Origin of the sequence: Sphingomonas sp., from assembly GCF_036387595.1 — a bacterium.
In the GTDB taxonomy this organism is placed as follows: Bacteria; Pseudomonadota; Alphaproteobacteria; order Sphingomonadales; family Sphingomonadaceae; genus Sphingomonas.
The window spans coordinates 18865-44673 of the sequence record NZ_DASVTL010000115.1; the positions used below are offsets into that span (position 1 = coordinate 18865).

Sequence of the window (25809 nt, forward strand, 5' to 3'; positions counted from 1 at the left end):
GGAAAACGTCACGTGACGCACCTTCGGATCGGATCGCCTAAGGGCGAATCCTAACGTGGCAGCGGCGCGTGCTCGATCCGCGGCAAGACGTGACGCGCGAACAGATCGGCTTCGGCGGCGTGCGGATATCCCGACAGAATGAAGGCGTCGATGCCCATGTCGCGGTACATCTGCAACTTGGCGAGCACCTGATCGGGATCGCCGACGATCGCCGCACCACATCCCGAACGTGCGCGCCCAACGCCGGTCCATAGATTGTCCTCGGCATAGCCGTCGTCCGCCGCATTCTCCCGTAGCGCCGCCTGCGCCGCGACCCCGGCGGAGGTCGAATCGAGCGATTTGGCGCGAATTGCCGCGCCCGCCTGCACATCCAGCTTGGACAACAGCCGGTCGGCATAGGCTCGCGCCTCGGATTCTGTGTCGCGCACTATTACATGCGCGCGGTAGCCGAAGCGCAACGTGCGGCCGTGGTTCGCCGCGCGCTGCTTCATGTCGGCGATGATGCTCGCGACATTCTCCTTCACGTCGGGCCACATCAGGAACACGTCGCAGCCCTTGGCCGCGGCCTCGCGCGCGTCCGGGCTGAGCCCGCCGAAATAGAGGAGCGGCGCCTTGCCGCTGACCGTGCCGATGCGCGGGGGATCGAGCTTCAGCTTCCAGAATTCGCCGTCATGGTCGAGCGGCTCGCCGTTCAGCAGCGTCTTGAGGATCGCCATCGCCTCGACCGTGCGCGCATAGCGCGGCGCCGAGCCGAGCGTCTCGCCGGGCATGTCGGAGGAGATGATGTTCACCGTCAACCGCCCGCCCAGCAGCCGGTCGATCGTCGCGATCTGGCGGGCGAGCTGCGGCGGCCACGTCTCGCCGATGCGCACCGCCATCAACAGCGCCATGCGCCGCAGCATCGGCGCGATCGCCGCGGCGAACGCGGTGGTGTCGATCCCCAGCGCATAGCCCGACGGCAGCAGGATGTTGTCGAAGCCGCCGCTCTCGGCCTGCATCACGATATCGCGGCAATGCTCCCAACTGGATTTCAGCTTGGCATCGCTTAGCCCCAGGAATTCGTAATCATCGTCGCACAGCGCCGAGAACCAGCTGATCTCGCATGGGGCATACTTGGAATTCTGGGCGCTCACGGCAGTTTCTCCCCTCGTGCGGCGACCAGCACCTCATACCATTCGGCGCGGGTCCAGTGCACCTTGTAGACATCGGCCAAGGCGGCGATCCGGCCGGCGTTCTGCGTTCCCACGATCGGGATCGCCCGCGCCGGATGCGCCATGATCCAGGCATAGGCCGCCGCCGCCACGTCCACACCGCTCGCCAGCGCCTTGCGCGCCAGGGCGGCTGCCACCGCACGCTCGCGTGCCGTCACCGGCGCCGTGATCCGCCCGCCGCCCAGCGGCGACCAGGCGAGGACCGCAAGGTCGTGCTGCATCGCCTGATCCAACGTGCCGGCCGCCAGCGGATCAATCGCGAGCGGCGAGAATTCGGGCTGCGTCGTCGCCAGCGGCACCGAGAGGAACGACGCCAGCGTCCGCGTCTGATCGACGGTATAGTTCGACACGCCGACCACGGCGACCTTGCCGCTCGACACCATGTCGTCGAGCGCGCGCGCCACCTCCTGCGGGTGGGTCAATATGTCGGGACGGTGGATCTGGTACAGCTCGACCCGCTCGACACGCATCCGCCGCAGCGAGGCGTCCAGCGCCTCCGTCAGATAGGTCGCGCTCGAATCATACGGCACCGGCGGGGTGATCCCGCCCTTGGTGGCGAGCACCATGCCATCGCGCAGGCCGGGCGATTGGCCGAAAACCTCCCCCAGCAGCGACTCGGCATCGCCAAATCCTCCCTTGCCATCGAAGCCGTAGATATCGGCGGTATCGAACAAGGTGACACCGGCGGCGAACGCCGCCTCGACCAGCGCGCGCGCCTCGGCGACCGGGCGGCCGGCGAAGCGCCACATCCCCCATGCGATCGGCGAGGCCATGATTCCGCTCTTGCCCAAGGGCCGCGGATCGGGTGTAAGCATGATTTCAGACATCGTTGTCATATTAGGGGCGGAAGCGTTGGAAGAGCAAGTCCGATATGGTCTGGTCGGCACCGGGATGATGGGCGTCGAACATCTGAACAATCTCGCAGTCACCCCCGGCGCGGTCGTCACCGCGATCTCCGATCCGGTGGAGAATTCGCTGGGTTGGGCACGCAAGGCGCTGGGCGAGGCGCGGGCCGAAGGCGTCCGGGCCTTTGCCGATGCGGCCGAACTCGCGCGCAGCGGGCTGGTCGATGCGGTGATCGTCGCCTCCCCCAATCACACCCACCGCGACGTGCTCACGCCGCTGTTCGGCGAAGGGCTGCACATCCTCTGCGAAAAGCCGCTGGCCACGACCATCGCCGATGCGCGTTGGATCGTCGAGCAGGCGGACGCCAGCGATCGCGTATTCTGGACCGCGATGGAATATCGCTACATGCCCCCCGCCGCCGCGTTCATCGAACAGGTGCACGGCGGCGATATCGGCACGCTTCGCATGCTCTCGATCCGCGAGCACCGCTTCCCGTTCCTGCAAAAGGTCGGCAACTGGAACCGCTTCGCACACAATACCGGCGGTACGATGGTCGAGAAATGCTGCCACTTCTTCGATCTCATGCGGCTCATCACGCAGTCGGAGGCGGTGCGCGTCTATTGCTCGGGTGCGATGGACGTGAACCACCTCGATGAGGATTATGCCGGAAAGCGCCCCGACATCATCGACAACAGCTACACCACCGTCGACTTTGCGAACGGAGTGCGTGCGATGCTGGACCTGTCGATGTTCGCCGAGGGCGCCACGAACCAGGAGGAGATCACCGCGGTCGGCGACAAGGCCCGGCTCGACGTGCTGATCCCCGAAGGCGCGATCGTCCGTTCGCCCCGCCGCGCGCTGATGGCACCCCGGCAGGTCACGCGCCGCGTGGTCGAAACCGACGCGGTCGCGCTCGCCGCTGGCAGCCACCACGGTTCGACCTTCTACGAACACCAGCGCTTCAATGCCGCGGTGCGCGGTAGAGGCGCGGTCGAGGTCACCGCGCGCGACGGCTTGATGGCGGTCGCGATCGGCACCGCAGCAGAAATAAGCGCGCGCGAGAAGCGCGTGGTCGAGATGGCCGAACTGGGTTTTTGAGAACACCGGGGCTTCATGCCCCTAAAGGCAAACCGCGGATGACAACGCGGGACACTATCCATAACCCATCATCAAGATGGGATTTTAGGGAGGAACAGGATGAAAGCGCTTCTACTGGCGGGAACCGCCGCCGCCGCCGCGTGCATGCTCGCAAGCCCGGCTTTTGCTCAAGACGCCGGCACGACCGGCGCGGCGACCCAGGCGCCGGGCATCCAGGGCGACACCCAGCCCGCCGACACCCAGGCCGCCGATGCACCGGGCGCCTATGTTCCGGGCGACATCGTCGTCACCGCGCAGAAACGCTCCGAACGGCTTCAGGACGTGCCGGTCGCCGTCTCGGTCATCTCGGGCGACGCGATCGCCGCCAAAGGCGGGCAGAATATCGAGAGCGCGCAATACCTGGTGCCGACGCTGAACTTCCGCAAATCTGGCACCGCGATCAACCAGTCGCTGTTCCTGCGGGGCGTCGGCACCTCGACCTTCTCGATCGCGGGTGAGCCGTCGATCTCCACCGTCGTCGACGGCGTCGTCTACAGCCGCGCGGGCGAAGCGTTCAGCGACCTGGTCGATATAGACCGGCTGGAGGTGCTGCGTGGACCACAGGGCACGCTGTTCGGCAAGAACACGTCTGCCGGCGTCATCAACATCGTCACCAGGCGCCCCGGCGATAAACTCGGCGGCTACCTTGAGGGCGGCTATTTCTTCGGCAACGGCGAGGAATATCGCGTCCGCGGCGCCATCGACCTGCCGCTGGGCGAGCATGTGAAGAGCCGCGTCACCGGCTTCTACGGCACCTATGACGGCAACATCCGCAACGTCGCGCGCAGCAACACGCGCGTGAACGGCTACGAACATTACGGTGTGCGCGGGATGATCGTCGCCGATCCGACGCCCGATCTCGTGCTGACGCTGATCGCCGACTATCGCGAGAGCAAGGACGATTGCTGTGCAGAGGCGATCGGTACGCTCCCCAACAACGTCACCGCCACCGTGCTGCCGACGCCGCGTGGCGACGAGACGCGCCAGGTGTCGCAGAACCTCATCACCGCGACCGAGGAAAAGAGCTGGGGCGTCTCGGCGCAGGCGGATTGGACGCTCGGCGCCAACACGCTGACCTACATCGGGGCCTATCGCGAATACGACAACACCGAAATCCGCGACGGCGATTTCCTGCCGCAGGCGTATGCCGGGTTCAACGAACTGCACGACATCGGTCCGCAGACCAGCAATACGCTGACCCAGGAAGTGCGGATCACCTCGCCCGCCGACCAGTTCTTCAGCTACGTCGTCGGGGCCTTCTACTCGCGCGCCGAGACGGAGCGGACGTTCACCCGCAACGACATCACCTGCACATCCGGCGCGGTGCCGGCGCTCACCCCGTGCTCGAACCCGATCCTGCTCGCCTCCCGCCCAACGGGAACCGCGAATTTCGGTTCGGTGTTCAAGAACCTCGCCTTTTTCGGGCAGAGCACTTTGAACTTCACCGATCGTTTCCGCGGCATCGCGGGCATACGCTACACCAGCGACCAGCTGAACGTGTTCCACCAGCGCGTCACCGCGCTCGCCGGGCCGGGCATCAACCCCAGCTTCGGGCCGTTCACGGGGAAGACGACGAACGACAATTGGTCGGGCAAGGCGGGGCTTCAGTTCGACGTCGTGCCGCAATCCACCGCCTACGCCACCTATTCGCGCGGCTATAAGGGACCGGCGTTCAACGTCTTCTTCAATCTCACCGCCACCGGCACCAACGTCATCGAGCCGGAGACCGCCGACAGCTATGAAGTCGGCCTCAAGAACACGCTGTTCGACGGCAAATTGGTCATCAACCTCGCTGGCTATTATGCCAAGTACAACAATTTCCAGGCAAACAACCCGGACATCGTGGCCGGCGTGCTGGTCACGCGGTTTACCAACGCGGGCACCATCTCGACACGTGGCGGCGAACTGGACCTGCTGTTCCAGCCGGTGCGCGATCTCAGCTTTTCGGGGGGCGTCGCCTATACCGACGCGCATATCGACCAGTTCCGCGTGCCCACCAACGGCGTGACGACCGGGGTAATCCCGCCGGGCACGACGCTTGGCTATGCGCCGAAGTGGAAGGGATCGCTCGGCGCCGATTACCGCATCCGCACCGGCGGTAGGGTCGACTTCGCGCTGGGGGCGCAGGGCTCGTACCAGTCCAAGCAGATCTCGCAACTCGACGTGAGCGCCGCGATTCGCGACGCGGCGACGATCCGCGGATACGGGTTGGTCGATCTGTCGGCGAGCATCGTCGAAGCTAATGATCGCGCGCGACTGACCTTCCAGGTCAAGAACCTGTTCGATCAGAGCTTTGCGGCTGCAATCACCAGCGGCGGCCCCGGCGGCAGCTACCGCTACATCATCCCGCGCGAGGCCGATCGGTATTACGGCGTCACGGGGCGCGTAAACTTCTGATCTTCTTCTCCCCTCCCTGAAAGGGAGGGGAGCCTCGTTCAATGCCCCATTGCCACCGCGCCCGATCCGTCATCCTCCACCGCCACGATCCGGGGGATCAGCACCTGCACGATCCCCAGCGCGATCAGATACGACACCGAGCAGATTGCCAGCAGCGGCCCATAGCCCCAGCCCGCCGCAAGCAGCACCGGTGCAAGCTGGATCAGCCCGATCGACCACATGTTGCCGAAGAACGCAGCAATTCCGATTGTCGAACCGACCGCGCGCGCGGGCACCAGGTCGGTCGCTAGGCCGAAGATGTTGGTCGAGAACCCCTGGTGCGCGAACAACCCCAGCCCCAGCAGCAGTGCCGCGGCCCAGGCGCTGTCGACTGCCATCACGAGCGGCACCGGCAGCACGAGGCAGGCGTAGATCAGCAGCGTCGTCTTGCGCGCGCGATTGACGCTCCAGCCTTTGGCCATCAGGCGGGTCGGCAGCCAGCCACCCGTCAACGCGCCCGCCGCCGCCATCAGATAGACCAGCGCGACCGGTAGCCCGACGGTGCCCTGCTGCAATCCAAACATCCGATGGAACAGGTCGGGCAACCATGCGAGCATGAAGAACCACACCTGATCGGACAGCACCTTGGCGATCGCAATCGCCCAGGTGCGGCGCTCGGCGAACAGGCTGGTCCAGGCGATTGGTGCTGGGGTCACCCCGCTATCGGCCACCGGCATGGGTTTCAGCGCCAGCCACGCGACCACCCAGACAAGGCCCAGCCCACCCGCGATCAGGAACGCAGCCTTCCAGCCGAAGGTGACCGCGATGATCGGGATCGCCAGCGGCGTCACGATCGAACCGACATTGGGCGCGGTGTTCGCGATGCCCAGCGCGATCGAGCGATCCTTGGCCGTGAAATAGGTCGCGGCGGATTTGACCACCGCGGGCGTGCCGATCGACTCGGCGGCACCCAATACCATGCGCGAAGCGATGAAGCCCCCTACCCCGCCGGCAAAGGCATGCGCCATCCCGGCAAGGCTCCACACCGCCACCCCAAGTGCGAAGCCGATGCGCAAGCCGACGCGATCGAGGAACCAACCTGTGCCGAGAAAAGCGATGGCGGCCGAAACCTGGAACGCCGATTGCATGTTGGCATAGTCGCCGTCCGACCAGTGAAATTCGGCCTCGAGCGTAGGCTTGAGCAACGCCAGGATCTGGCGATCGACATAATTGAGCATGATCGCGAAAAAAACGAGCGCGACGATCCCCCAGCGGCCCCGATTGGCAGTCATATCCTCTCCCTCGCCTCGTTTTGCGACAGCGTTGTCACAAGCGGCTCGTTTCGGCTAGTCTAGTCACCGTACACAGGAGGTCGCATGGCTGTCACCCAGACCCGAATTCTGCCGATGGCCGCGGACCTGTACGGCGATATAGAGCCGAGTCCGAAGTCGACGTGGCGCGGCTATCTGCCCGGTCTGGCTATCGTCGCGGCAGGCACGCTGGCGGCAGGGTTCATCTCCGACCGCTACGGCGCGCCGCTAACGCTGATGGCGCTGCTCATCGGGCTGGCCCTCAATTTTCTTTCGGCAGACACGCGGCTCACACCTGGTCTCGCGTTTGCATCGCGCTCGTTGCTGCGCTGGGGGATCGTGCTGGTCGGGGTACGCGTGACCTTCGGCCAGATCGCCTCGCTCGGCCCGGTGGCGCTGTTGTGTGTGTTGGCGATCGTAGCTGCGACAATCGGAGCCGGCATAATCGTGGCGCGCCGCTTGGGATTTGATTCGGCCTTCGGCACGCTGGCGGGGGGTGCAGTGGCGATCTGCGGCGCCAGTGCGGCGATGGCGCTCGCGACGACGCTGGGCGAAAGGCGTGCCAGCCAGGCGCAATTGACCCTCGTCCTCGTAGGCATTTCGGCGATGAGCGCGACTGCGATGGTATTATACCCCATCGCGGCCCACGCGCTCGCCTTGTCGGATCTGCGGGCCGGGTTCCTGCTGGGCGCGTCCATCCATGATGTCGCGCAGGCGCTGGGCGCGGGCTATTCCTATTCCGATACCGCGGGCGGGATTGCCACGATCGTCAAGCTCACCCGCGTCGCGCTGCTCGCCCCGGTACTTGCGGTGGTCGCGCTGTTCCTGCCGCGCGGCGAGGCGGGCGCGAAGGGTCCGGGCATCCCGTGGTTCGTCGTCGGCTTCTTCGTGCTGGCCGGAGTCAACTCGCTCGGCCTCGTGCCCGCGCTGGCCGCTACGTCGGCAGAGCGCATCGCAACCGGCCTGCTCGCCGCGGCCGTCACGGCCACCGCGATCCGTTCGCCCTTGTCGCAATTGCTGGAAGCGGGGCCGAGGCCGCTGCTCGTGATCCTGGCGGCTACGATCGTTGCCTTCGCGCTGGCGTTGGCCGCGGGGATGCTGGCGATCGGATAGGATGCGCGAAAGAACGAAAGTCAGATGCCGATCCCGACCGTCGAACCCCGCTCCACCAGTTCGAATGCGATCTCACGCCGCTCGTCGACCTGGGTCAGCAGCAGGTCCGCCGCCTGCCATCCGAGGTCGCGTGTAGGCTGGCGAATCGTCGTCAGCGGCGGCCAGACATAGCCGGCCAGCGCGTCATCGCCGAAGCCCACCACCGACAGATCGTCGGGCAGCCGCAGCCCCCGCGCATGGGCCGCGGTCAGCACGCCCGCTGCCATCTCGTCGCTAGCCGCAAAGATCGCGGTCGGCGGTTCGGGGAGTTCGAGCAGCACACCGCCCGCCCGCGCGCCCGATGGAAAGTCATACGCGCCTTCCGCGAACAGCGCAGGATCGTCCGCGATCCCCGCCGCCGCCAAGGCGATGCGGTGCCCCGCCGCACGCTGCGCACTCGCCGCATAATCGGGGTGCCCCGCGACGAAGCCGATCCTGCGATGCCCCAGCGCCAGCAGATGGTGAGTCATCACCGCCGCGGCGCGCGTGTTGTCGATCCGCGCGGACGGGGTCGCGCCGACGTCGCCGGGCGATACCAGCACCGTGCGGACCCCGCGCTGCCTAAGCGTCGCGCGAACGTCGTCGCGGTCGGTGATCGGCGGGGTCAGGATCACGCCGTCGACCTGGGTGGTATCGACCAACGCCAATATGTCGTCGATCAACCGAGGCGATGCGCGGTCATAAGGTTGCGCGATCATCCGCACGCCCTCAGGCTCGCAGCGCTCGCGCACCCCCGCCTGAATTTCGAAGAGATAATGCGGACTGGGATTGTCGCAGACCAGCGCGATCTGAAAGCTGCGCCGCCCGGCAAGCGAACGCGCCGCCATGCTGGGGCGGAAGTTCAGCGCCGCGACGGCCGCCTGCACCCGCTCGCGGGTCTGCGCGCCGACGTAGCGCTCGTTGTTGAGCACGCGGCTGACCGTCTTGATCGACACCCCCGCGGCTGCCGAGACGTCCTTGATGGTGGCGCGCAACCCTATCGCTCCGTGGTTTCCGGCATGATAGGCATGTGCCACGGCGCAGGCGCTTGCGGCAACTGTCGTAGCAGGATAATACACACCGCATGAATTTCGAGTCCGGACCCCGCTACGCCGGGGGCGAGAAGCCCTTCGAGCTCACCGGGGGCATGCCGCCCCCCGACGACTGGTCCGAATGGGCGCCTGTCGAGGGCGATGAGCCGAAGCCCCGCCGCACCAGCATCCTGCGCTGGATCATGCGTGGGACGGGCTTGCTCATCGTCCTGCTGGTGCTGGCGATCGGCTGGCTCGCAGTCACCGCGCCACTCTCGCGCTCGCTCCAGCCCCCTACCCCGCCGTCGATCACGCTGACCGCCGATGACGGCACGCCCATTGCGCGGCGCGGCGCGATCATCGGCGCGCGCGTGGATGCAGCCAAGCTGCCGCGCCACGTCCGAGAGGCGTTCCTCGCGATCGAGGATCGGCGCTTCTATTCGCATTGGGGCATCGACCCGCGCGGCATCGCTCGCGCCGCCTGGTCCAACGTCGGCGCCGGCGGGGTGAGCCAGGGTGGCAGCACGATCACGCAGCAGCTCGCCAAGAACGCTTTCCTCAATTCCGATCGCACGGCAGCGCGAAAAATCCGGGAGATGATGATCGCCTTCTGGCTGGAGGCGTGGCTGACGAAGGACGAGATCCTCTCCCGCTATCTCTCGAACGTCTATTTCGGCGACAACGTCTATGGGCTGACCGCGGCGTCGAAACACTATTTCGGTCGCACCCCGCAAAATCTCAACATCGGTCAGGCGGCAATGCTCGCCGGGCTGGTCAAGGCGCCGTCGCGCCTGGCACCCACCGTCAACCTGAAAGGCGCGCGCGCGCGTCAGGCGGTCGTCGTCGGGGCTATGGAAGCGGCCGGTTTCCTCACCCATGCGCAGGCGCAGGACGTGCAGCCGCAGCGCGTGCTGCCCGCACGCTCCGGCCAATTGCCGAGCGGCACCTATTTCGCAGACTGGGTGCTGCCCGCCGCGCGCGACCATGCGGGCGAGGTACAGTCGGAGACGACGGTCGAAACCACGCTCGATCCGCGGCTCCAGCGTGCGGCCGAACGCACGATCCGCTCGGCGGGCCTGCGCCAGGCACAGGCCGCGCTCGTGGCGATGCGTCCGGACGGTCGCATCGTCGCGATGGTCGGCGGGCGCGACTATGCCAAAAGCCCGTTCAATCGCGCCACCCAGGCACGGCGCCAGCCGGGATCGACCTTCAAGCTGTTCGTCTATCTCGCCGCGATGCGCGCCGGCATGACGCCGTCCTCCACCGTAGACGACTCGCGGGTCGAGATCGCAGGGTGGAGTCCGAAGAACGACGACGGCCGCTATCTGGGCGAGATAACACTGGCCCAAGCCTTCGCGCGCTCGTCCAACGTCGCCGCCGCGCGGCTGACGCAGCAACTGGGCGTGCGCAACGTCATCAAGGCGGCGCGCGACCTTGGCATTTCTACCCCGATCGCGAACGAAGCGACGATCGGCCTCGGCACCGCGGAGGTATCGCTACTCGAACTCACCGCAGCCTATGCGGCCGTGGCGGCGGGGCGCTACCCGGTGCAGCCGCGCGGTATAGAGAAGCAGGACGAGGACGGCAGCTGGCTTCGCTCGCTGACCGGCGGCACGCGCACCATGCCCGACGAAATTCGTGAGAACATGCTCTCGCTGCTCAATTCCTCGATCCGCGGCACCGGGCGCGAGGCCGTGCTCAGCGTGAAGGCTTACGGCAAGACCGGCACGTCGCAGGCCAGTCGCGACGGCTGGTTCATCGGCTTCGCCGACGACCTGGTGGTCGGCGTATGGGTCGGCAACGACGACAATTCGCCCAATCCAGGCCTGCACGGCGGCACCGTACCCGCGCGCATCTGGCGCGCGTTCATGCAGTCGGCACTCGGCATCGCGCCCGTCGCCGCGCCGGTGGTCGAGGAAGTGATCGACCCCGCACTGCTGGGTAACGAGGAAGGCTCGTTCGACGGCGCCGAACTGGAAGGTCTGGGCATCAATCTGCGGGTCGGTCCCGATGGCGGCATCCAGATCGGCCCCTCAGGCGAGCGCGACGAACCGCGCCGTGACGAAGAGGAGGACGGCCCGCCGCCCCCGGACGAGGACGAACCACCGAATTGATCTTTCTCCTCCTCGGTGGCGTGAAGAAGCGGGAAATGGGTCAAAAGATTGACTGGACGGCAGATTCCCGATCGGGGTCGTTCGCGACGAGGTTGGAAGTTGATGCGCCATGATTGGCGCACGCCTCCTGGCGAAGGCCGGGGCCCAGTCGCACAGGTCGTGCGACGTCAGGACGAACCTTGCCATCTACGTATGCCAGCCTGGGCCCCGGCCTCCGCCGGGGAAGCAGTGATCTTGCATCCTCGGACCGGGCCATGTGCAATTATCCTCCCCTGAAAAGGAGGGGAGAGCAAACCCGGCCGAGTTCAACGCGAGCGGGTGCCGTGTACCAAGTTCGGGCTGAGCGAACGCGATTGACGACGGCGGCGAAGGGAACGTCGCGGCGGCTGCGCAACGTCGGACAGCCGAAAGTCGCCTGAAAATAAGCCCCCCGCTGCTTTACCCCCGGACAAGGTGCACCTGGTCCCTGCTATCGCTGGTGGGGAGCTTCTGTTGCCCGGTGCTCCCCGTACCGCTGGAATCCGATTCTGTTGCCCGGTTCGGTCCAACCGCGCTATCTTGGAGTAACTTCAGGCCGTGAGGCCCTCAGTTACGCCGCAATCGCGAGTGCTTCGTTATCGTTGGCACTTGTGTAATGGGCCGTTGCGGTGGTCCCATTCCGAGCGAAAGAGAGCGTCTTTCAACACACGTCGATCCTGGTTCGACCCCGTCAACACCGGCCTGAAAGGCAGGTGATGGTGGAGTCGCCGGGTACTGCCCCCGGGTCCGCTGCGCCTATTGCACGCCTACGTTTATCGCCATAGCCGGGTTGCCCCGGCACGACCGATATAGGCGCTTGCCGAGGCATTGAAAAGAGCGCCTTTCCCTCGCCACGTTTGGCGTGCATGGCTTGATGCATCATGTTGACTCAGCGTTCCCGTTATGCCCTGCGCGCGATGCTTTATCTGGCGGAGGCACCGGCAGGCGGCCCGCCGATCCCGATGACCCGCATCGCCGCCGCCGCCAGGGTGCCGCGCAAGTTCCTGGAACTGATCCTCGCCGATCTGCGCGAAGCCGGGTTCCTGCACAGCCACCGCGGCAAGATGGGCGGCTATTGCCTCTCGCGCCCCACCCACCTCATCTCGCTGGGCGAAATCATCCGCGTGATCGAAGGGCCGCTCGCCCTCGTTCCCTGCGTGAGCCGCACCGCATATCGCGCGTGTGGCGATTGCCACGACGAGGCGACGTGCGCGATCCGCCACGCCATGATGCGCGTGCGCGACGAGACCGCACGCATCCTGGACGGCACCAGCCTGGCCGATGCCGCGGTCGAGGAACTGGCAGCGGCATAATCCGATCCTCCCCGCTCCGCGGGGAGGGGGACCATGCCTCAGGCATGGTGGAGGGGGCCATCCGCGAGCGAACCTGGTGCGGCGAGCCCCCTCCACCCCTCGGCTACGCCGAGCGGTCCCCCTCCCCGTTCCGGGGAGGATCGGACAAGCTGCGTCCGCGCACGGCGTCGCGAATCTCGCGCAGCAGCGCGATCTCGACCGGCTCAGGCTCGGGCGCCACCGGCGCCGCCACGGAATCTTCCTCGCGCCGCAGCCGCGCCGCTTCGCGCTCGATCAGCGCCGCGGTGCGGTTCACGGTGCGGATGAGCATGAAGATGATGAACGCCACGATCGCGAAATTGACGACCTGCGTCGCGAACGCGCCATAGCCCAGCAGCGGCACCCCCGCCTTCTTCAGCGCCGCATAATCGGTCAGCGATCCCGCGTAGTTCGCCGGCAACGGCCCCATGCGCCAGAAATAGCTGGAGAAATCGAGTCCGCCGAAGATCTTGCCGATGATCGGCATCAGCACGTCGTCGGTCAGCGAGGTGACGATCTTGCCGAATGCCGCTCCGATGATGACCGCCACCGCCAGATCGAGCACGTTGCCGCGCATGACGAACGCCCTGAATTCCTTCAACAACGCAACGCTCCTCATTACCGCGCCAAAACTACCCGCCGATTACCCCTTCGCCAAGCGCCCGTGCTGTCCTATATGGGTAGCACAGACACCAGGAGGCCCGTCGCCATGCATCGTTCCGTTTTCGCTCTCGTGCCCGCTATCGTGCTTGCAGGCTGCGGGATCAACAGCGTGCCGACCGCGGAGGAGAACGCCAAGGCGCGCTGGGCCGACGTCCAGAATCAATATCAGCGCCGCGCCGATCTGATCCCCAATCTCGTCTCGACCGTCCGTGCGGCGGGGGCGCAGGAGAAGGACATCCTCGTCCAGGTGACCCAGGCGCGTGCCGGCGCGAACCAGGTTCAGTTGACCGGCGAACAGCTGACCGATCCGGCCGCTGTCGCCAATTTCCAGCGCGCGCAGGGCGCCGTGACGATGTCGCTCCAGCGTCTCCAGGAAGCGTATCCCGAGCTGAAGAGCCAGGGCAATTACACCACGCTGATGAGCCAGCTGGAGGGCACCGAGAACCGCATCACCATCGCGCGCAACGATTATAACGGCGCGGTACAGGCATATAACACCCGCATCCGCACCTTCCCCGACGCGGTCGGCGCCAAGATCTTCTACGGTGCCAAGCCGCTCGTGCCGTTCCAGGCGACCACCCCGGGGGCCGACACCGCGCCGACGGTCAATTTCGGGAACGGCAGCTGACGCCGATGTTCCGCTGGCTGGCCGCCTTGGTCCTGCTCTGCGCGGGCGTGTCCGCGCAGGCGCAGACCTTCCCCAAGTTCACCGGCCTTGTCGTCGATGCCGCGAACGTGCTGCAACCCGACGTCGAAGCGGAACTGACGACGAAGCTGGAGGCACTGCAGAAGGATACCAACCGCCAGCTCGTCGTCGCGACGATCGGCGATACGCAAGGGTATCCGCTGGAGGATTACGGCTATCGGCTCGGCCGCGCGTGGGGAGTCGGGCTCAAGGACGTGAACAACGGCGCGATCCTGTTCGTCGCGCCCAACAACCCGGCCGGACAACGCGGGCCGCGGATCGAGGTTGGCCGCGGGCTCGAACCTTTTCTCACCGACGCGTTGAGCAGCCAGATCATCCGCGACCAGATGCTGCCGCGACTAAAAGCGAACAACGACATCGCCGGCGCGCTCGTCGCGGGCACGGACGCGATCGTCGCACAGCTGCGCGCCTCGCCCGACGAAGCCAAGGCGCGCACCGATGCCGCCGTCGTCGCCTTCGATCGGGATCATGTACGGCGCCGTTCGTCGGGCGGGGGCCTGCCGATCGGGCTGATCTTCTGGGGTGTAATCATGGCATCCGTCGTCGTGCCGATGCTCTTCCGCGGCAAGAGCGCCCGTGGCCGCGCCTATCGGGGCGGCGGGGGCGGCATGGGCGGTGCCCTGCCGATCGTCCTCTGGTCGATCGCCAATGAGATGAGTCGCGGAGGCGGCAGCGGGAGCAGCTGGGGCGGCGGCGGCGGCGGCAGTTCCGGCGGTTGGGGCGGTGGCGGCTTTTCCGGCGGCGGTGGCGGCGATTTCGGTGGCGGCGGCGCTTCGGGGGATTGGTAATGATGTTGACGCAAGCCGACCACGCCCGCGTCACCGCGGCGGTTACCGAGGCCGAGGCCACGACCGACGGAGAGATCGTGACCGTGGTGGCCGGACAGTCGGACGCCTATCACGACGTCGCGCTCCATTGGGCGGTGCTGGGCATGCTCCTGGCGCTCGCGCTGCTGGCGACCTGGCCGGGCTTGGTCGAGACGCTTCACGCGATCGTTGCCGACCCGTGGAGTGAAGCCCCCACGGCTCGCGCCGCGCTGACGACCGCGCTGATCGCGGCGGCAGTCGCGTTCCTGCTGTTCCGGCTCCTGTTTGCCCTCGGCCCCTTGCGCCTGGCACTCACCCCGCATGCGACGAAAGCGCGCCGGGTGCGTCGTCAGGCGATGACCCTGTTCCGTACAGCCGCCGAACAGCGCACCCGCGCCAGCACCGGCGTCCTCCTCTACCTTAGCTTGGCCGAGCACCGCGCCGAGATCATCGCCGATGCCGCGATCCATTCGAAGGTCTCACCGGACGTGTGGGGTGACGCGATGGCCGCGCTGATCGTCGCGGTGCGCGACGGCCGCCCCGGGGACGGCATGGCGGACGCGGTCAGCCGCATCGGCATGGTCCTGGCCGAACACTTCCCGCGCAGCCACGACGACACCAACGAACTGCCCGACCGGCTGATAATTCTGTGAGCCGGACGCCTCCCGCCACCGCCTGGCAGGGTCGCTGGCTGGCGATCCGCACCCAGGGCCGCTGGGAATATGCCGAGCGCGTCCACGGCATCGCTGCGGCGGTGATCGTCGCGATCGACGAGGGCCATGTCCTGCTGATCGAACAATATCGCGCGCCACTCGGCCGCATCTGCCTGGAACTTCCCGCCGGCCTGGTCGGCGATACCGACGCGGACGAAAGCATCGAAGCCGCCGCAAACCGCGAGTTGGAGGAAGAAACCGGCTATCGCGCCGCGCATGTCGAGCGGCTCGGCACCTTCCACTCCTCCCCCGGCATGACGTCCGAGGCGTTCGACCTCGTCCGTGCCACCGGGCTGACCAGGACGGGCGCAGGCGGTGGCGAGGAAGATGAGGACATCACGGTTTATCGCATTCCCCTGGCCGATGTTCCCGCCTTCGTCGCGGGGCGGCGTGAAGCCGGAATCGCGGTGGATGCCAAGGTGCTGCTCCTGCTCGGCCCCTCCCTGCTCACAAACCGGTAACGATTGACACCAGTTTGAACCGTCGCCATCTGGTATCAGACGATACTTTCACGAGGATGCGCGCGATGGATCATATGGACGTCAACCCGATGGGCCTCGACGGCTTCGAATTTGCCGAATTCACCTCGCCCGATCCCGACCGCATGGCCGCGCAATTCGAGCAATTCGGCTTCGTCGCTGCGTCCACTCATCCTTCGAAGGCGGTCACGCGCTACAAGCAAGGCCGCATCAACCTGCTGCTCAATCGCGAGACGAGCGGCCAGGCGGCCGACTTTGCCGCAGCACATGGGCCGTCCGCAAACGGCATGGCCTTCCGCGTCCACGACGCCCGCGCCGCCTTCGACGCAGCCCTCGCCCGCGGCGCCAGGCCGGCCGATGCCGCCACCAGCGGCCTCGGCGACGGCGCCCATGTGCTCGAAGGCATCGGCGGCTCGCTCCTCTACCTCGTCGATCGTCACGGCGAGGGCAATTCGCTCTACGACGACTGGACGCCGGTGCCCGGCGCCGCCGAAGCCGAGGCCGCGAACAATGTCGGCCTCGACCTGCTCGATCACCTCACCCACAATGTCCGTCGCGGCCAGATGCGCACCTGGTCGGCCTTTTACGGCCAGATCTTCGGCTTCGAGGAGCAGAAGTATTTCGATATCAAGGGCAAGGCGACCGGCCTGTTCAGCCAGGCGATGATCGCCCCCGATAAGGCGATCCGCATCCCGTTGAACGAAAGCCAGGACGAGCATAGCCAGATCGAGGAATTCATCCGCGATTATAACGGCGAAGGCATTCAGCACCTCGCGCTGACCACCGATGACATCTACGCCACGGTCGAGAAGCTGCGCGCGCGCGGCGTCAAGCTGCAGGACACGATCGAGACCTATTACGAACTTGTCGACAAGCGCGTGCCGAACCACGGCGAAGACCTCGCGCGCCTACGTGCGAACCGGATCCTGATCGACGGCGACGTCGAGAGCGAAGGCTTGTTGCTGCAGATCTTCACCGAGCCGATGTTCGGTCCGATCTTCTTCGAGATCATCCAGCGCAAGGGCAACGAAGGCTTCGGCAACGGCAATTTCCAGGCGCTGTACGAGAGCATCGAGCTGGATCAGATCAGGCGCGGGGTGATAACGGTCGACGCGTAAAATCCCTCTCCCTCCGGGAGAGGGAGGGAGCCGCGAAGCGGCGGAAGGGTGAGGGTGATCCGGCCCCCGGCCGCCCTCACCCCGCGGCGCTAAAGCGCCTTGCCCCTCTCCCGAAGGGAGAGGGAAGAAGGAGAGAACGATGACCCATTACATTCCCGGCTTCGGCAACCACGTCTCGACCGAAGCCGTCCCCGGTGCCCTCCCGATCGGCCGCAATTCCCCTCAGCGCCCGCCGTTCGGCCTCTACGCCGAGCAACTCTCCGGCACCGCCTTTACCGCAGCCCGACACGAGAACCGCCGCTCGTGGCTCTACCGTATGCGCCCTACGGCCGAGCATCCGCCGTTCGTTCGTTACGAGGCGGCAAAGCGGTTCGCTCCCGGCACCATCGACGAACCGCTTTCCCCCAACCGCCTGCGCTGGGATCCGATCGCCGACACAGCGCCGGGCACCGACCTGATCGACGGCATGACGACGATGCTGGCAAACCGCGATCCCGCCGATCTCGAAGGCGTTGCGCTTCACCTTTATGCGGCGAACCGCGACATGATCGACCGGGTGTTCTTCGACGCCGACGGCGAACTTCTGTTCGTGCCCCAGGAGGGTCGCCTCGAACTCCTGACCGAACTCGGTCGCATCCAGATCGCACCCGGTCAAATCGCGCTGATCCCGCGCGGCATTCGTTTTCGCGCCCTCCTCCCCGATGGCGCCGCGCGCGGCTATGTCTGCGAGAATCACGGCAGTCTCTTCCGCCTTCCCGATCTCGGGCCTATCGGCGCGAACGGACTCGCCAATCCGCGCGACTTCGAAACCCCGATTGCCTGGTTCGAGGATCGCGACGAACCGTGCGAGGTGATCCAGAAGTTCATGGGCACGCTCTGGACGACGACGCTCGACCACAGCCCGCTCGACGTCGTCGCCTGGCACGGCAATCTGGCGCCCTGGCGCTACGATCTTGCGCGCTTCAACACGATCGGCAGCATCAGCTTCGATCACCCCGACCCGTCGATCTTCACGCTTCTCACGTCCCCAAGCGACGTTCCCGGCCGCGCCAACGCTGATTTCGTCGTCTTCCCGCCCCGCTGGATGGTCGCCGAGGACACGTTCCGTCCGCCCTGGTTCCACCGCAACGTCATGTCCGAAGCCATGGGCATCATCACCGGCGCCTATGATGCAAAGGCCGAGGGGTTTCAGCCCGGCGGCCTGTCGCTGCACAACCTCATGGCGGGCCACGGCCCCGATCTCGCCAGCTGGCAGGGCGCATCCGCCGCGGCATTGAAACCGCACAAGATCGACGGCACGATGGCGTTCATGCTGGAGAGTTGCTGGCCCTACAAGCCGACCCGCTTCGCGCTCGACTGCGCCCAACTCGACTATGACGACGTGTGGTCCGATTTTCCCAAGGCGAACTTGCCTGGATGAGCGACGCCAATGCGAGCGATACACGCCTGACCGCCACCCCCGCAGGCGTGACGCTCGGCCCGCTCGACGCGATCGCCGACGGCGCAGCGCGGGGATATGTCCTTCAACTGCGCGCCGGCCGCTTCCACGGTTTCGTCGTGCGGCGGGGCACGGCGGTATTTGGCTATGTCGATCGCTGCCCGCATATGGGGCCTGTACTTGCCCAGGTGCTCGACGGCTATCTCACCCCGCGTGGCGACCTTATCGCGTGTAGCTGGCACGCCGCATTGTTCGAAATCGACACCGGCGCGTGTGTCGGCGGCCCCTGCCATGGGCAGAAGCTGATCGCCTGGCCGGTGGCGACCATCGACGGCATGATCGTGACCCGTTGATAACTTAGGAGCGTCAGCGCCCGCGCATTAACCAATCCTCATAGCTTGATGCATATCAGCCTTGCTCGTCAAGATTGAGGGGCAAGGCGTGCGTAAAAGAAATTACCTGCTGTCCGCTGCGGCTGTCGTCGTGGCAGCGTCACCGGCTTATGGTCAGGATCTGCGCGGAGTAGAGTCGCGCGACAAGCCCGATAGCACTACCGCCACGGCAAAGTCGCCGGCGGCACCGCCGTCCAACAACACCGCCGACATCGTCGTCACCGCCACCCGCCGGTCCGAGCGGCTGTCCAGCGTGCCGATCGCGGTGAGTGCATTCGGCGCGGCGACGCTTCAGAATTCGGGCGCCACCGACATCCGCCAGATGACGCAATTGGCGCCTTCGCTTCTCGTCTCCTCGACGGGGTCGGAAGCCAATGCCACCGCGCGCGTCCGCGGGATCGGCACGGTGGGCGACAATCCCGGTCTGGAAAGTTCGGTCGCGGTGTTCATCGACGGCGTCTATCGCAGCCGCACCGGCTCGGGGCTGAACGATCTGGGCGAGGTCGAACGAATCGAGGTACTTCGCGGGCCGCAGGGCACGCTGTCGGGTCGCAATTCGTCAGCCGGCGCGATCAGCATCTACACCAAGTATCCGTCCTTCACCTTCGGCGGCTATGGTGAGGCGACCTATGGCAATTACAATGCGGTTCGCCTGGCCGGCGCACTGACGGGGCCGATCGTCACCGACGTACTCGCCTTCCGCATCGACGGCGTCTTCGGCAAGCGCGACGGCTTCTACCGCGACGTCGTCAACAATACCGATTATAACGACCGCAACCGCTATTTCGTCCGGGGCCAGCTGCTGTTCAAGCCGACCGCCGACTTCTCGATCCGGTTTCTCGGCGATTACACGCGGCGCGACGAGAAATGCTGTGGCGCCGTGTATATCGACACGCGCGAGAAGACCGATCCGACGCCGGGTGTTGCAGGCGACTTTGCCGTCGCCGCCCAGAACCGCGTCGTATCGGTCTTCAAGAGCCTGGGCGGGGTACTGCCCAGCGATGGCGATCCCTACAACCGCCGCACCGCCCACACGCTCGGGCGAGCCTATTCGAACCTGACCACCGACTATGGCGTGTCGGCGCGGGTAGGATGGAACATCGGCAACATGCAGCTGATCTCGATCTCCGCCTATCGCGGATACAAGGCGGGGGGGGCCGCCGACATCGACTATGGTAGCCTTGATATTGGCTACCGGCCCGACGACGGCAAAGCCTATCGCCGGTTCCGCACCTTCACGCAGGAGACCCGGCTCAGCGGATCGCTGTTTGACAGCCGCTTCGATTGGCTCGTCGGCGGCTATTATGCGCAAGAGGATTTGCAGGTCTCGGACAATCTGCAGTTCGGCAGCCAATATGGCGCGTTCTCCTCATGCCGCATCGTCGCGACGATCAACCCGGCCGCTGCCCTGCGGAATCCGGCCAGCCCAGGTTGCCTCGGCACGAACCTGGTCGCACCCGGAACCACCGCGCGCGCGGCCGTTCTCGGCGGCCTCACCCAGGCCCAGATCGCTGCCGGCATCGCCCCGACGGCGGCAGTTGGCAATTCTACCCTGCTGGGCCTCGGAATCGACCGGTTGGGCACCGTCAACAACATCGGCAGCACGCGCGACATCTACGACCAGACCAGCCGCAACTTCGCCTTCTTCACCCACAACATCTTCAAGCTGACAGAGAACCTGCGCATTACCGGTGGCGTGCGCTACACCAGCGAGCGCAAGCGACTGGACGCTCGGTTCGACAATAACAACACCATCTGCCCCGCTCAGCAGGCAGCTCTGCGCCCGCTGCTGGCCAATCCGGCGCTGGCGGCGCTCGCGGGCGGCGTCATCACGCTGACCTGCACCGGCAATTCGACGTCGGCGCTCACCGGGGTGCCGATCAAGGACGGAATCGACGAAGGCCAGTTCACGGGCACCGGCGTCGTGTCCTGGAAAGCAAGCGCGGCGCTGTTATTCTATGCCTCCTACGCGCGCGGGTACAAGGCGGGCGGGTTCAACCTCGACCGGTCGGATCTCAGCACCACCGTGTTCGTGACCCCGACCGCCGCTGCGGCCAGCAACCTGCGCTTCGACGCCGAGACGGTGTCATCCTACGAGGGCGGGGTTAAATTCACCTCCCGCGAATTTACCGCCAACCTCGCGGCCTTTCGCTCGGAATTCACGAATTTCCAGCTGAACACCTTCAACGGCGCGAACTTCATCGTGCAGAACATCGGGGGATGCAGCACCAGCCTGAATGGCGCCGATCGCGACAATTCCTCGACCACCGGCGCCTGCACCGGCAAGGTACAACGCGGCGTCGTTACGCAGGGCGTGGAGATTGAGGCCGGCATGTATCCGGCGCGCAACTTCAACGTGAACATGGGCTACACCTATGCGCACACCCAATATGCCCGCGACCTGGTGGGTAGCGATGCGGGCGAACCGCTCGATGCGCAGCTGTTCCTGCTCTCGGGCAACCAGATGGCCAACGCACCGCGCCACACGATCACCTCATCGGCTACCTGGTCGCCGGATCTGGGATCGGGGCTTACGGGCCTGTTCTATGTCGATGGGCGGATGACCAGCGACTACAACACCGGGTCCGATCTGTTCGTCGAGAAGAACCAGGACGGGTTCTTCCTGATGAACGCGCGTATCGGCATCCGCGGCCCCGACCAGCGCTGGGCAGTTGAACTGTGGGGGCAGAACATCCTCGACACCAACTACCAGCAGGTTGGTTTCTCGGCCCCGTTCCAGGGCGCGGGCAGCCAGGCTCAGGTCCAGGCTTTCGGAGCGCCGGCTTTCGCCACCGCCAACACCATCTTCTCGACCTTCCTGGCCGAGCCGCGAACATACGGCCTGACGCTGCGCTCGCGCTTCTGAGGTCGCGAGGGGCGGCGATGCCGATCTATCGCCGCCCCAGGGCACGCCGGACCGCCGGCAGGATGTTGCGCACGATGATCCTTACCCCGCGCGCATTTGGATGCAGCCCGTCGCGCTGGATCATCGTGCGCTTGCCCGCCACGCCCTCCAGGAAAAACGGATAGAGCGGTACGCCGTGGCGCCTGGCAAGCGCCGGGTACATCGCCTCGAACTCGCGCGCGTAGGCCGGGCCGAGGTTCGGCGCCGCGCGCATCCCCGCCAGCAGCACCGGAATCTTCCGCCGCCGCAGTTCGCCGAGGATGCGGTCCAGATTCGCGCGCGCCTGTGCCGGCGGCAACCCGCGCAGCATGTCGTTCGCGCCCAGTTCCACGATCACCAGGTCCGGCGCCCGCCCCAGCCCGCGCAGACCCCACAGCAGCCGCGCCCGCCCCTGCGCCGCGGTGTCGCCCGCCACGCCGCCGTTGCGCACCGCCGCCGCCACGCCCTGCGCGCGCAACGCCGCCTGCAACTGCGCGCTAAACCCTTGCGCCGGCGGCAGACCATAGCCCGCCGCCAGGCTGTCGCCGAACGCCCAGACCAGCTTTGCACGCGGCGGCGCCGCCGCGCCCGCCGGTGCCAGCCAAATTCCCAAGTGGACAAGCAGGGCAAGCGCCCCATATCGCATCGACCGTGCCATCATCCACAATCCATAGACCCGTGATCGCCGCGCGCAACGTGCGGCTGTCGCTCGGCAAGCCGCCCGCCCGCGTCGACATCCTCCACGGCATCGACCTGGACGTGACGGCCGGCGACAGCGTCGCACTGCTCGGCCCGTCGGGGTCGGGCAAATCGTCGCTGATGGCGGTGCTCGCGGGCCTCGAACGGCCGAGCGCAGGGTCGGTCGAAGTCACCGGCCTGGATTTCGCCGCGCTCGACGAGGATGCGCTGGCCACCGCACGCCGATCGCGGATCGGCATCGTGCTCCAGGCCTTCCACCTCCTGCCGACGATGACCGCGCTGGAGAACGTCGCCGTCCCCCTCGAACTCGCGGGCGAGGCGGACGCCTTCGCGCGTGCCCGCGCCGAACTCGATGTGGTCGGGCTGTCGCACCGCACCGGCCATTACCCCGCGCAACTCTCGGGCGGCGAGCAGCAGCGCGTGGCGATCGCCCGCGCGCTCGCGCCGCGCCCGGCGCTGATCTTCGCCGACGAACCCACCGGCAATCTCGACGCCGCCACCGGCAATGCGATCATGGACCTGATCTTCGCGCGCCATGCCGGTGCGGGCACCACCCTGTTCGTCATCACCCACGACGCCAGCCTGGCCGCACGCTGCGCCCGCATCGTGACGCTGGCGGACGGCCGCATCGCGAGCGACAGAACCAGCGACAGGGCCAGCGCTTGAGCCTCGCCTGGCGGCTCGCGCTGCGCGATCTGCGGCGGGGCGGGCGCGGGCTGCTGCTGCTCGCTCTGTGCCTCTTCCTCGGCACCGCCGCGCTCGCCGGGATCGGCAGTCTGTCGGCCAGCATGATCGCCGCGCTCGATGCGCAGGGCCGCCGGATGCTCGGCGGCGACCTGGAGATGCGGGTCTCGCAACGCCGCGCCACCGTCGAGGAAACCGCCGCCTTCGCCGCCACCGGCAGGGTGTCGGAGACGGTGACGATGCGCGCGATGGCCGAGCCGGCCGGCGGCGGCACCCCCGCCCTGATCGACCTCAAGGGCGTCGACGCCCGCTGGCCGCTCGTCGGCGCGCTGACGATGGCGCGCGGCGCCCGCCCGCGCGGCGCGCAGGTCGCGGTCGCCCCCGCGCTCGCCGATCGCCTGGGCTTGCGCGTCGGCGATGCCCTGCGTGTCGGCAGCGCGCGGCTGACGGTCTCGGGGGTCATCGCCGACGAACCCGACGCGCTCGGCGAAGGCTTTTCGCTCGGGCCGCGCGCCATCGTCGATCTCGCCGGGCTGGACGCCACCGGGATCGTCCAGCCCGGCAGCCTCTACGCAGCGCGCTATCGCATCGCGCTGCCCGGCGGGTCTGATGCCGCCGCGATCGGTGAACGCCTCGAACGCCGCTTCCCCAGCGCCGGCTGGTCGGCGCGCACCACCGATCGCGCCGCGGGCGGCCTGCGCCGCGGCATCGCGCAACTCGGCCAGTTCCTGCTGCTCGTCGGCCTCGCCGCGCTGGCGATCGCGGGGGTCGGGGTCGGCAGCGGCGTCGCCGGCTATCTCGCGGGCAAGACCCGGATCATCGCCACGCTGAAGGTGCTCGGCGCCCGCTCGACGACGATCGCGGCGATGTTCCTGGCGCAACTCGGCCTCGTCGCAGCCGCCGGGATCGCCGCCGGACTGGCGCTCGGCGTCGCGGTGCCGTGGCTGGTCGCCGGGGTCGCGGGCGGCGCGCTGCCGGTGATGCCGCGCCTCGCGATCTATCCCGTGCCGCTCGCCACCGCCGCCGCGCTCGGACTGCTCGTGGCCTTGCTGTTCGCGCTCCCCGCGCTCGCCCGCGCGCGTGCGATCCCCGCCGCCACGCTGCTGCGCGACGCCTTGGCCGAGCGTCGGGTGCCGACATGGCGCGTCGCCGCGGCGATGCTCGCCCTGCTCGCCGCGCTCGTCGCGCTCGCGGTGCTGACCGCCGCCGACCGCCTGCTGGCGCTGGGCTTCGTCGGTGCGGTCGCGGTGCTGGTGCTGCTGCTCTGGCTGATCGGCCTCGGCATCCGCCGCGCGCTCGCCGCGCTGCCGCGCCCGCGCCGCCCGTTGCTGCGCCTGGCGCTCGCCAACCTCCACCGCCCCGGCGCGCAGACCGACCGGCTGGTCGTCGCGCTCGGCCTCGGCTTCTCGCTGTTCGTCGCGCTCGCCGCGATCGACACCAGCCTGGGCGCGGCGATGACCGGCACCGCCCCCGCCAAGGCGCCGCGCTTCTTCGCGATCGACCTCCAGCCCGACGATGCCGCCGCCTTCCGCCGCGCCGTCGCCGCCGCTGCCCCGGCCGCGCGGATCGAGACGACGCCGTCGCTGCGCGGTTCGATCGTAGCGCTGGGGAACCGCCGGGTCGCGGACATGAAGACCCTGCCCGAAGGCGCCTGGGTGCTGCGCGGCGACCGCACGATCACCTGGGCCGCCACAGTCCCGCCGCGCAACGAGATCGTCGCCGGCCGCTGGTGGCCGCGCGACTATCGCGGCCCCCCGCTCGTCTCGATCGAGGATCGCGCGGCACAGGCGCTGGGCCTGAAGATCGGCGACGAGATCACCGTCGCGGTGCTGGGCGTCGACGTGCGCGCGCGGATCGCGGCGCTGCGCAGGATCGACTGGAGCGGCCTCGGCCTCAACTTCGCGATCGTCTTCTCGCCCGGTCTGATCGAGGAGGCGCCGCATGCCTTGCTCGCCGGGGTCTATGCCCCGCCCGCCAGCGACGGCGCGGTCTCGCGCGCGGTCGCGACCGCGCTGCCCTCGGTGACGATGATCCGCGTCGGCGACGTCATCGGCCAGATCGGCGAGTTGCTCGGCAAGGTCGCGCTCGCGGTCCGCGTCGCCGCCGCGGTGACGGTGGCGGCGGGGATCGCGGTGCTCGTCGGCGCGGTCGCGGCCTCCGCGCGCGAACGCCGCGCCGACGCGGTGATCCTCAAGCTGGTCGGCGCCCGCCGCGCGCAGGTGCTCGGCGTCCAGGCGATCGAATATGCGCTGCTCGCCGCGGTCCTGACCGGCGTCGCGCTCGCCGTCGGCGCGGGCGCGGCGTGGTATGTCGTGACGCGGGTGTTCGCGCTGCCCTGGGCACCCGATTGGGCCACCATCGCCGCGACCATCGCCGCATCGGTCGCGGTGACGATCGCGGTCGGCGTGCTCGGCAACATAGGCACCCTGCGCGTCCGCCCCGCCGAGGCGCTGCGCGCGGGTTAGGGTTTCGTCATGCCGGACTTGGTCCGGCATCCATGATGCGCAAGCGCATCGGTCCGTTGCTCGACGGATGCCGGAACAAGTCCGACATGACGGATGAGCAAAGATGGCAGCGCGATCCTAGAGTCGGATGACATCAGGCTGACCCGTATCCGGAGTTGACGAGATATTTTCGGCATTCTGAGGCGGAGAATGTATCGAGGAGTGTGCCGACGCGGCGCCATGTCGCCTCGTGGGATCGCTCGGCTGCCTTTCGCATC

General features: G+C 67.2%; 21 protein-coding genes, 1 other RNA gene and 1 pseudogene. 15 read left to right on the plus strand and 8 right to left on the minus strand.

Annotated features, from left to right (window positions below):
• Positions 1-50: 50 nt before the first annotated feature.
• Both VF643_RS13590 and VF643_RS13595 read right to left on the minus strand, forming a co-directional pair.
• Positions 51-1133, minus strand: a complete 1083-nt coding sequence (locus tag VF643_RS13590; RefSeq protein WP_331043924.1) for an LLM class flavin-dependent oxidoreductase — start codon at positions 1131-1133, stop codon at positions 51-53.
• Positions 1130-2038, minus strand: coding sequence for an aldo/keto reductase (locus tag VF643_RS13595; protein ID WP_331043925.1), 909 nt, complete (start codon positions 2036-2038; stop codon positions 1130-1132). Before VF643_RS13595 ends, VF643_RS13590 begins: the two co-directional genes overlap by 4 nt.
• Here VF643_RS13595 and VF643_RS13600 point away from each other — a divergent pair.
• The gene (locus VF643_RS13600; protein WP_331043926.1) at positions 2025-3155 is read left to right on the plus strand and encodes a Gfo/Idh/MocA family oxidoreductase; all 1131 of its coding nucleotides are present in this window, start codon (positions 2025-2027) and stop codon (positions 3153-3155) included. The genes VF643_RS13595 and VF643_RS13600 overlap by 14 nt on opposite strands.
• A gap of 99 nt (positions 3156-3254) precedes the next feature.
• The gene (locus VF643_RS13605; protein WP_331043927.1) at positions 3255-5591 is read left to right on the plus strand and encodes a TonB-dependent receptor; all 2337 of its coding nucleotides are present in this window, start codon (positions 3255-3257) and stop codon (positions 5589-5591) included.
• Positions 5592-5629: 38 nt separating this feature from the next.
• Here VF643_RS13605 and VF643_RS13610 read toward each other — a convergent pair whose 3' ends face one another.
• Positions 5630-6862, minus strand: coding sequence for an MFS transporter (locus VF643_RS13610; protein ID WP_331043928.1), 1233 nt, complete (start codon positions 6860-6862; stop codon positions 5630-5632).
• 84 nt (positions 6863-6946) lie between these two features.
• Here VF643_RS13610 and VF643_RS13615 point away from each other — a divergent pair, with 84 nt between their 5' ends.
• The gene (locus tag VF643_RS13615; protein ID WP_414713868.1) at positions 6947-7993 is read left to right on the plus strand and encodes a YeiH family protein; all 1047 of its coding nucleotides are present in this window, start codon (positions 6947-6949) and stop codon (positions 7991-7993) included.
• A 20-nt stretch (positions 7994-8013) separates the two neighbouring features.
• Here the strand turns inward: VF643_RS13615 and VF643_RS13620 are convergent, their stop codons facing one another.
• Positions 8014-9006 carry a LacI family DNA-binding transcriptional regulator gene (locus tag VF643_RS13620; protein ID WP_331043929.1) on the minus strand — a complete coding sequence of 331 codons (993 nt, stop codon included), beginning with the start codon at positions 9004-9006 and terminating at the stop codon, positions 8014-8016.
• A gap of 89 nt (positions 9007-9095) precedes the next feature.
• Between VF643_RS13620 and VF643_RS13625 the strand changes: the two genes are divergently transcribed.
• Entirely contained in the window at positions 9096-11156 is a 2061-nt protein-coding gene (locus VF643_RS13625) for a transglycosylase domain-containing protein (protein WP_414713869.1), read from the plus strand.
• 516 nt (positions 11157-11672) lie between these two features.
• Here VF643_RS13625 and ssrA read toward each other — a convergent pair.
• Positions 11673-12013, minus strand: a transfer-messenger RNA (tmRNA) gene (gene ssrA, locus VF643_RS13630).
• Positions 12014-12055: 42 nt separating this feature from the next.
• Between ssrA and VF643_RS13635 the strand changes: the two genes are divergently transcribed.
• Positions 12056-12487, plus strand: coding sequence for an Rrf2 family transcriptional regulator (locus VF643_RS13635; protein ID WP_331043930.1), 432 nt, complete (start codon positions 12056-12058; stop codon positions 12485-12487).
• Positions 12488-12590: 103 nt separating this feature from the next.
• On the opposite strand, the gene mscL is transcribed toward VF643_RS13635, so the two are convergent.
• A complete protein-coding gene (gene mscL / locus VF643_RS13640) occupies positions 12591-13109 on the minus strand; it encodes a large conductance mechanosensitive channel protein MscL (RefSeq protein WP_331043943.1) in 519 nt (172 codons plus the stop codon).
• 105 nt (positions 13110-13214) lie between these two features.
• On the opposite strand from mscL, the gene VF643_RS13645 reads away from it, so the two are divergent.
• The 8 genes from VF643_RS13645 (at position 13215) to VF643_RS13680 (ending at position 21686) form a co-directional block, all read left to right on the plus strand.
• Positions 13215-13796: a LemA family protein gene (locus tag VF643_RS13645; protein ID WP_331043931.1), complete on the plus strand. Its 582-nt coding sequence runs from the start codon at positions 13215-13217 to the stop codon at positions 13794-13796.
• Between the two features lie 5 nt (positions 13797-13801).
• Positions 13802-14662: a TPM domain-containing protein gene (locus VF643_RS13650; protein WP_331043932.1), complete on the plus strand. Its 861-nt coding sequence runs from the start codon at positions 13802-13804 to the stop codon at positions 14660-14662.
• Positions 14662-15333: a TPM domain-containing protein gene (locus tag VF643_RS13655; protein WP_331043933.1), complete on the plus strand. Its 672-nt coding sequence runs from the start codon at positions 14662-14664 to the stop codon at positions 15331-15333. Before VF643_RS13650 ends, VF643_RS13655 begins: the two co-directional genes overlap by 1 nt.
• Positions 15330-15854 carry an NUDIX hydrolase gene (locus VF643_RS13660; RefSeq protein ID WP_331043934.1) on the plus strand — a complete coding sequence of 175 codons (525 nt, stop codon included), beginning with the start codon at positions 15330-15332 and terminating at the stop codon, positions 15852-15854. Before VF643_RS13655 ends, VF643_RS13660 begins: the two co-directional genes overlap by 4 nt.
• A 65-nt stretch (positions 15855-15919) precedes the next feature.
• Positions 15920-16990: a 4-hydroxyphenylpyruvate dioxygenase gene (gene hppD / locus VF643_RS13665; protein ID WP_331043935.1), complete on the plus strand. Its 1071-nt coding sequence runs from the start codon at positions 15920-15922 to the stop codon at positions 16988-16990.
• Between the two features lie 139 nt (positions 16991-17129).
• Positions 17130-18410, plus strand: a complete 1281-nt coding sequence (gene hmgA / locus VF643_RS13670) for a homogentisate 1,2-dioxygenase (RefSeq protein ID WP_331043936.1) — start codon at positions 17130-17132, stop codon at positions 18408-18410.
• On the plus strand, positions 18407-18781 hold the full coding sequence (locus VF643_RS13675; protein WP_331043937.1) for a Rieske (2Fe-2S) protein: 375 nt from the start codon (positions 18407-18409) through the stop codon (positions 18779-18781). Before hmgA ends, VF643_RS13675 begins: the two co-directional genes overlap by 4 nt.
• A gap of 88 nt (positions 18782-18869) precedes the next feature.
• Entirely contained in the window at positions 18870-21686 is a 2817-nt protein-coding gene (locus tag VF643_RS13680) for a TonB-dependent receptor (protein ID WP_331043938.1), read from the plus strand.
• Positions 21687-21711: 25 nt separating this feature from the next.
• Here the strand turns inward: VF643_RS13680 and VF643_RS13685 are convergent, their stop codons facing one another.
• Positions 21712-22362, minus strand: coding sequence for an arylesterase (locus VF643_RS13685; RefSeq protein WP_331043944.1), 651 nt, complete (start codon positions 22360-22362; stop codon positions 21712-21714).
• A 20-nt stretch (positions 22363-22382) separates the two neighbouring features.
• Here VF643_RS13685 and VF643_RS13690 point away from each other — a divergent pair, with 20 nt between their 5' ends.
• Both VF643_RS13690 and VF643_RS13695 read left to right on the plus strand, forming a co-directional pair.
• A complete protein-coding gene (locus VF643_RS13690; protein WP_331043939.1) occupies positions 22383-23069 on the plus strand; it encodes an ABC transporter ATP-binding protein in 687 nt (228 codons plus the stop codon).
• Positions 23066-25552, plus strand: a complete 2487-nt coding sequence (locus VF643_RS13695) for an ABC transporter permease (protein WP_331043940.1) — start codon at positions 23066-23068, stop codon at positions 25550-25552. The genes VF643_RS13690 and VF643_RS13695 overlap by 4 nt, the downstream gene beginning before the upstream one ends.
• Positions 25553-25685: 133 nt before the next feature.
• On the opposite strand, the pseudogene VF643_RS13700 reads toward VF643_RS13695, so the two are convergent.
• Positions 25686-25809 (minus strand): annotated as a pseudogene (locus VF643_RS13700) (IS630 family transposase); the annotation flags it as partial.

Coding starts and splice junctions, on each gene's coding strand:
- VF643_RS13635 (WP_331043930.1), top strand. CDS start 12,056: ATGTTGACTCAGCGTTCCCGTTATGCCCTGCGCGCGATGCTTTATCTG.
- VF643_RS13605 (WP_331043927.1), top strand. CDS start 3,255: ATGAAAGCGCTTCTACTGGCGGGAACCGCCGCCGCCGCCGCGTGCATG.
- VF643_RS13685 (WP_331043944.1), bottom strand. CDS start 22,362: ATGGCACGGTCGATGCGATATGGGGCGCTTGCCCTGCTTGTCCACTTG.
- VF643_RS13625 (WP_414713869.1), top strand. CDS start 9,096: ATGAATTTCGAGTCCGGACCCCGCTACGCCGGGGGCGAGAAGCCCTTC.
- VF643_RS13600 (WP_331043926.1), top strand. CDS start 2,025: ATGATTTCAGACATCGTTGTCATATTAGGGGCGGAAGCGTTGGAAGAG.
- hppD (WP_331043935.1), top strand. CDS start 15,920: ATGGATCATATGGACGTCAACCCGATGGGCCTCGACGGCTTCGAATTT.
- VF643_RS13595 (WP_331043925.1), bottom strand. CDS start 2,038: ATGTCTGAAATCATGCTTACACCCGATCCGCGGCCCTTGGGCAAGAGC.
- hmgA (WP_331043936.1), top strand. CDS start 17,130: ATGACCCATTACATTCCCGGCTTCGGCAACCACGTCTCGACCGAAGCC.
- VF643_RS13650 (WP_331043932.1), top strand. CDS start 13,802: ATGTTCCGCTGGCTGGCCGCCTTGGTCCTGCTCTGCGCGGGCGTGTCC.
- VF643_RS13615 (WP_414713868.1), top strand. CDS start 6,947: ATGGCTGTCACCCAGACCCGAATTCTGCCGATGGCCGCGGACCTGTAC.
- VF643_RS13645 (WP_331043931.1), top strand. CDS start 13,215: ATGCATCGTTCCGTTTTCGCTCTCGTGCCCGCTATCGTGCTTGCAGGC.
- VF643_RS13610 (WP_331043928.1), bottom strand. CDS start 6,862: ATGACTGCCAATCGGGGCCGCTGGGGGATCGTCGCGCTCGTTTTTTTC.
- VF643_RS13675 (WP_331043937.1), top strand. CDS start 18,407: ATGAGCGACGCCAATGCGAGCGATACACGCCTGACCGCCACCCCCGCA.
- VF643_RS13655 (WP_331043933.1), top strand. CDS start 14,662: ATGATGTTGACGCAAGCCGACCACGCCCGCGTCACCGCGGCGGTTACC.